Origin of the sequence: Streptomyces sp. NPDC048603 (genome assembly GCF_043199475.1) — a bacterium.
Taxonomy (GTDB): domain Bacteria; phylum Actinomycetota; class Actinomycetes; order Streptomycetales; family Streptomycetaceae; genus Streptomyces.
On the sequence record NZ_JBICVY010000022.1, the window covers coordinates 94,374 to 100,373 of the forward strand.

Annotated in this window: 2 protein-coding genes; both read right to left on the reverse strand. The window is 74.2% G+C overall.

The features are described from left to right. Positions 1–175: 175 nt before the first annotated feature. A complete protein-coding gene (locus ACGFQ9_RS36490; protein ID WP_393580012.1) occupies positions 176–1,576 on the reverse strand; it encodes a dipeptidase in 1,401 nt (466 codons plus the stop codon). Between the two features lie 10 nt (positions 1,577–1,586). Further along, on the reverse strand, positions 1,587–5,408 hold the full coding sequence (locus ACGFQ9_RS36495; RefSeq protein WP_393580014.1) for a UvrD-helicase domain-containing protein: 3,822 nt from the start codon (positions 5,406–5,408) through the stop codon (positions 1,587–1,589). Positions 5,409–6,000: the final 592 nt, after the last annotated feature.

Below are 6,000 nucleotides of genomic sequence, written 5' to 3' on the forward strand. Positions count from 1 at the left end.
TTGTTCGGTGCGGGCGACGCGGCGCGGTGCGGGGCGCGCGGTGCGGGCGTGGGACGGGTGGGACCGGCTCGGGGCCGGATGCGGGGGCGCAGGGGCGGCGCTTCGGGCGTACGGGACGGGAGGGACGTACGCGCTCCGCGGGCGTGCGGCGGCGGTTACCGGACGGGGTGCGGTGTCACACGGGCCTCCAGGTCTCGGCCAGGTCCGCCCACAGGTACGCGGCCGTCTCCACGCCCTTCACCAGCAGGCCGAGCTCGACCTTCTCGTTCGGCGCGTGCCAGCCGTCGGACGGGACGGAGATGCCCAGGAACAGCACGGGCGCCCCGAGCACGTCCTGGAGGTCGGCCGCGGGACCCGAGCCGCCCTCCCGCGTGAAGCGGATCTTCTGCTCGAAGGCCCGGCCCATGGCCCGTACGACGGACTGCAGGGCCGGGTGGTCCAGCGGTGTCAGGCAGGGCCGGGTCGGCGCGCCGAAGACGATGGAGTGCCGGATGCCGGACGGGACGAGGGCCGCGACCCAGTTCCGGACCGCGGCCTCCACCTCGTACGGGTCCTGGCCCGCGACCAGCCGGAACGACAGCTTCAGGTGGGCGGCGGCCGGGACGATGGTCTTGCCGCCGGGGCCCTGGTAGCCGCCGCCGATGCCGTTGACCTCGGCGGTCGGCCGGGCCCAGACCCGCTCCAGGGTGGAGTAGCCGGCCTCGCCGAGCGTGCCGTGCGACTTGGCGGCCGCGAGCCATTCCGCCTCGTCGAAGGGCAGCTCCGAGATCAGCGCACGCTCGGCGTCGGTCAGCTCGACCACGTTGTCGTAGAAGCCGGGGATGGCCACCCGCTCGTCGGCGTCGTGCAGCGCCGCGACGAGCCGGGCGGCGACGGTCGCCGGGTTGGGCACGGCCCCGCCGAAGGCACCGGAGTGGATGTCCTGGTCCGGTCCGAACAGCTCGATCTCGCAGTCGGCGATGCCGCGCAGGCCGGTGCAGACGGTGGGGGTGGTCTCGTTCCACATGCCGGTGTCGGAGACGATCACGACATCCGCGGCGAGGCGGTCGCACTCGCGCTCCACCAGGGCGCGGAAGTGGGTGGAGCCGGACTCCTCCTCGCCCTCGACCAGCAGCTTGAGGTTCACGGCGGGGGAGGTGCGGCCGGTCGCGGCGAGGTGGGCGCGCACGCCGAGGGTGTGGAAGAACACCTGGCCCTTGTCGTCGGCGGCACCGCGCGCGTACATCCGGCCGTCCCGGACGACCGGCTCGAAGGGCTCGCTGTGCCAGCCGTCCGCGAGGGCGGCTGGCTGGACGTCGTGGTGGCCGTACACCAGGACGGTCGGCGCGTCCGGGTCCCCGCTGGGCCACTCGGCGAACACGGCAGGGGCGCCCGGTGTCTCCCAGACCTCGGCGGTGGGGAAACCGGTCTCCTTGAGCTTCCCGGCCAGCCAGTCCGCGCTGCGTCGTACGTCGGCATCGTGCTCGGGCTGTGCCGAGACGGAGGGGATGCGCAGCCAGTCCGCGAGGTCGTCGAGGAAGGCGGCGCGGTGCTGGTCGATGTACGTGCGGACGGCGCTGTCCGGGGTCTGGCTCATGCCTACGAGCCTAGCTGTCCGCCTGGTGGTCACCGGCCGGGCCCGGAACCCGGTCGGCCCCGCCGAGGAGGATCCGTTCCAGCCGCTCGCGGGTGGGCAGGTTCCGGGGCCTTATGACGCGTCCGCTGCGGACGTGCAGGAAGGCGGCGGTGACCTTGTCCAGCGGGGTGCCGGTGGTCTCCGCCCAGGCCAGCCGGTAGATCGCCAGCTGGAGGGGATCGGCGTCGGTGGTCCGGCCGGTCTTCCAGTCGACGATCTCGAAGCCGCCGCCGGGGGTGGCGTACACGGCGTCGATCCGGCCCCGGACGACGCGTCCGGCCAGGGTCACCTGGACCGGAACCTCCATGCGGTGCGGGGTGCGGTCGGCGTACTCGCTGCGCTCGAAGGCGGCCTTGAGGGTGTCCAGGTCGTGGGCGTCGGCGACCTCCTGGTCGGATCCGGGGAGATCGCCGGCGGGGTCGAGCACGTCGAGCAGCGGGAGGGGCAGGTCCTCGAACCGCGCCTCGACCCAGGCGTGGAACCGGGTGCCCTGGCGGGCCGCCGGCTGCGGCGGCTTGGGCATGGGGCGCGCGAGCTCGCGTACGAACGCCTGCTCGTCGGCGGCGAGACGGAGCAGGTCGCTCGCCGAAAGGGAGGCGGGCAGCGGGATGTCCCGCACGGCGGCGCGGGTGCGGCGGAGCTCGCGGGTCAGGGCGTCGAGGTCACGGTCCCAGGAGTCGACGGTGCGGTGCTCCTCCGGAGCGAGCGCGCCGGCACCGGGGCCCGAGGCGTGGCGGGGCCGGGGCAACGATGCGCTGCGCGCGTCCGCGACGGCCCGGCTCCCCTGGGCGGGGCCCTCCTGGACGGGGCCCTCGGCGTCGAGGTCGGCATCGCCCCAGAGGTCGTCCCCGTCCGACAGGGGCTCCGGAGGGGCCTCGTCCGCCCACGGGTCGTCGGACCAGGCCGCACCGGCTCCGGCCGCGCCCTGGGGCCGATCCCCCACCCCGCCCTCCCCCTCGCTCCGCGGGGAGGACCCCCGTCCCGAAACCGGAGCCCCGCCCCGGACCCCGTCCGCGCGCTGCGCGGGCACGCCAACGGCCGAACCGGCCTCATCAGCCGCCCACAGATCGTCCCCGGACGGCCCGCCGGCCGGGCCCGCGGAAACCGGGCCCCCGCCCCGGACAGCACCCAGGTCACGCCCGGGCACGCCAGAGGCCGGGGCGGCGTCATCGGCCGCCCACAGATCGTCCTGCGGGGGTTCTTCCTCGTACGCCGGGTCTTCGCAGGAGGGGGGCCAGAGGTACGGGTCCTCCGGTGGTGCGGACAGGTGGGATTCGACCAGGGCCGCGGCGGCGCGGCGAAGGCGGAGGGAGGAGGGGTCCAGGGGCAGGGGCCAGGACCGGTGGTCGTCGGTGCTCACGGTCAGGGCCGGGTTCTCGGCGTCGGGTTCGGGCTCGTCCGCCCATAGCTCGACCTCGCCCCGGCCCGGCAGCTCGCAGTGCTCGCGGAGGGCGGTGAGGAAGGCGGAGGGGCCGCGGCGCCTCTTCTGGGTCGGACCCCACCAGTGCGCGGAGGCCAGGAGGAGGGACTTGGGCCGGGTGAAGGTGACGTAGCCGAGGCGGAGCTCCTCCACCTGCTGGTGGGAGCGGAGGTCGACGCGGAAGGACTTCAGGCCGGCCGCCGTCCACGGCGGGTCCGCCGGCAGGGTGGCCGCGTCCCCGCGCAGGGCGTGCGGCAGCACCTTCGCGTACGAGGTCCAGGACTCGCGCGGCTGTTCGCTCGGGAACGCGCCCGCGTACAGGCCGGGGACGGCGACGACGTCCCACTCCAGCCCCTTGGACTTGTGCGCGGTGAGCACCTTCACGGTGTTCTCACCGCCGGGCAGGGCGTTGTCCAGACCCTTCTCGTACCGATCGGCGGTGCGCAGGAAGGCAAGGAAGGCGAGGAGGGTCGCCTCGCCGTCGAGCGCGGCGAACCCCGCCGCCACGTCGAGGAAATTGGAGAGCGTCTCCCGGCGGCGGGCCGCGAGCGCATGCGGGGAGGCAGCAAGCTCGACGTCCAGGCCGGTGGTCGTCAGCACCCGGTGCAGGACGTCCATCAGCGGATCGGACAAGGAACGGCGCAGGTCACGAAGCTCCTGCGCGAGGTGGGCGAAGCGGACGCGAGCCTCGGCGGAGAAGGGAAGACCGTCATCCGCCCCGGCACCCGCCCCGGCACCGGAGCCCGCTCCGTCGAGGAAGGTGTCCAGGGCGTCCGCGAGGGAGATGATCTCGGCCGGGTCCACGCCCTCCACCGCCGCCGCGAGGCGCAGGTCGGGGTCGTGGTCCCCGTCCGCCGGCTGCTCCCTGGAGACCAGCCGGCGGGCCAGACGGCCCAGCAGGGCGAGGTCACGGGCACCGATCCGCCAGCGCGGGCCGATCAGCAGGCGGACCAGGGCCGCGTTGGCGCCCGGGTCCTGAAGGACCTCGCAGACGGAGACCAGGTCGGCGACCTCCGGCAGGTGCAGCAGCCCGGACAGGCCGACGACCTCCACCGGGATGTCCCGGGCCACCAGCGCGGCCTGGATCGCCGCGAAGTCCGCCCCGGACCGGCACAGCACCGCGATGTCCTTCGGTTCCTTGTCCGTACGGACCTGATGGGCGACGGAGTCGGCCAGCCAGGCGAGCTCCTCCGCGTGGGTGGTGAGCAGGGCGCACCGCACGATGCCCTTGTGCTCGTCACCCTCGGCGGGCCGGAGGGCCTCCACGCCCTCGTGCATCGAGCGGAGCGGTGCGGCCAGCGTGTTGGCGAGGTCGAGCAGGCGGCCGCCACTGCGGCGGTTCTCGCTGAGCGAGTAGCGGGTGGCGGGAGTGCCGTCCGCATGGGGGAAGTGCTCGGGGAAGTCGTCCAGGTTGGCCACGGAGGCGCCGCGCCAGCCGTAGATGGCCTGGCAGGGGTCGCCGACGGCGGTCACGGCATGGCCGGTGCCCCCGCCGAACAGCCCGGACAGCAGCAGCCGCTGGGCCACCGAGGTGTCCTGGTACTCGTCCAGCAGGACGATCCTGCACTCGTCCCGGAGCAGCGCGCCGACCTCGGGGCGGGTGGTGGCCAGCTCCGCGGACAGCGCGATCTGGTCACTGAAGTCGATCAGGTCCCGGGAGCGCTTGGCAGCCCGGTAGCGGCTGACGAGCTCGAGCAGCTCCAGCCGGCCGCGGGTGGCCTCGGGCACCTTGCGGAGGTCGTCATTGGTGAGCCGGACACCGGCGAGGGCGTCGAGCAGCGCGGTGTCGTGCGCACGGAGCGCGTCCGGGGCGACCAGGTGCTCGGAAAGCTCGGCGTCCAGCGCGAGCAGATCACCGACCAGGTCGGGGATGGACTTGGTCAGCGAGGGGTACGGCCCCGGAGCCTCGCGCAGCACGCGCGCGGCGAGCTGGAAGCGGGTCGCGTCGGCGAGCAGCCGCGCGCTGGGCTCCAGGCCGATGCGCAGCCCGTGGTCCTTGAGGAGCTGCCCGGCGAAGGCGTGGTAGGTGGAGATGCGCGGCTCCCCGGCCGCCGCGTCCCCCTCCGCGGGGGAAGGGTCCGGGTCGGTGATCCCGGCCTTCGCGAGGGCCTTGCGGACCCGCTCGGCCAGTTCACCCGCAGCCTTGTTGGTGAAGGTCAGACCGAGCACCTGCTCGGGGGCCACGGTGCCGGTGCCGACCAACCAGACCACTCGCGCGGCCATGACGGTGGTCTTGCCCGAACCCGCACCCGCGACGATCACCTGCGGGGCGGCGGGGGCGGTGATGCAGGCCGTCTGCTCGGGCGTGAAGGGGATCCCGAGCAGCGTCTTGAGCTGTTCGGGATCGGTAAGGCGAGGGGCACGTCCGGACACCCGTCCAGGCTAGCCCGGCCATCCGACAACCCCGGCCCTCCCGCGTGCGGCGACGGTCTGCGGACCTGTCGCTTTCCGCGGTGGCCGTCCGCCGTGGCTTTTCCGCGCTCCGCGCGGGGGGGGTCTCCCACCCGCCCACCCGTACAAGGCATCACGGATGCCGGGCCACCGGTGGGTGGCTGCTCGCCGTTTGCGGCTGGCCCGCCGTATGTTTTTCGCGCTTCGCGCGGGGAGTTTCCCACCCGCCCACCCGTAGAGGGCATCACAGATGTCGGGCCACCAGTGGGTGGTTGCCCGCCGTCGGCGGCCGACCGTCCGGCGGCCGGTGGATCAGCCGGCCTGCCGGCCGCCGTGATCGCAAGAGCGCCCAGCGATCGTTGGCGGCCGGCCCCATGTTCTGCCCCTGACGGGCCGCACCCGCCATCCGGCAGGAGCGCGTAGCGATCGTGGGCGGCCTATGTCCGGCCCCCGACGGCCCGTATCCGCTGAGAGACAGGAGCGCGTAGCGATCTGGTGCGCGTGGGCCGAGCTGGATGACGTAGATCTGATCGACTTCGATTCCGCGTCCGCCCGGATGGGCGGCTGGCCGAGC

Excerpts from the sequence above, each read along its gene's own strand:
- ACGFQ9_RS36490 (WP_393580012.1), bottom strand. The coding sequence starts at position 1,576 with ATGAGCCAGACCCCGGACAGCGCCGTCCGCACGTACATCGACCAGCAC.